Genomic DNA, 232 nt, shown 5'->3' on the forward strand with positions numbered 1-232 from the left:
CTACTCGACAAACAGCAAACCATTGCCCAATCGACTGCCGCCATCCACAGTGCCGTCGGCACCTATAGGGGCAACCGTGCCAAAGCCGCGACCCAAGAGCTGGAAAAACAACAGGCCGCTTACGAAGGCCGTCTGAAAGAACAAAACGACGGCAGCTACGAACACTACCTCAGCCTAAGCGACGCACAACGGCAGCAGGAGATGCTGGCCCATTCCCCCGCCTACGCCCAAG

The 232-nt window shown here is 58.6% G+C and carries 1 protein-coding gene; it reads left to right on the forward strand.

Features of this window, described 5'->3' with window-relative positions:
• Positions 1-232: hypothetical protein (locus HMPREF2865_RS11350; RefSeq protein ID WP_141752553.1), on the forward strand; the 232-nt coding region annotated here is incomplete at both ends.

The organism is Neisseria sp. HMSC073G10 (genome assembly GCF_001812605.1).
Classification (GTDB): domain Bacteria; phylum Pseudomonadota; class Gammaproteobacteria; order Burkholderiales; family Neisseriaceae; genus Neisseria; species Neisseria subflava_A.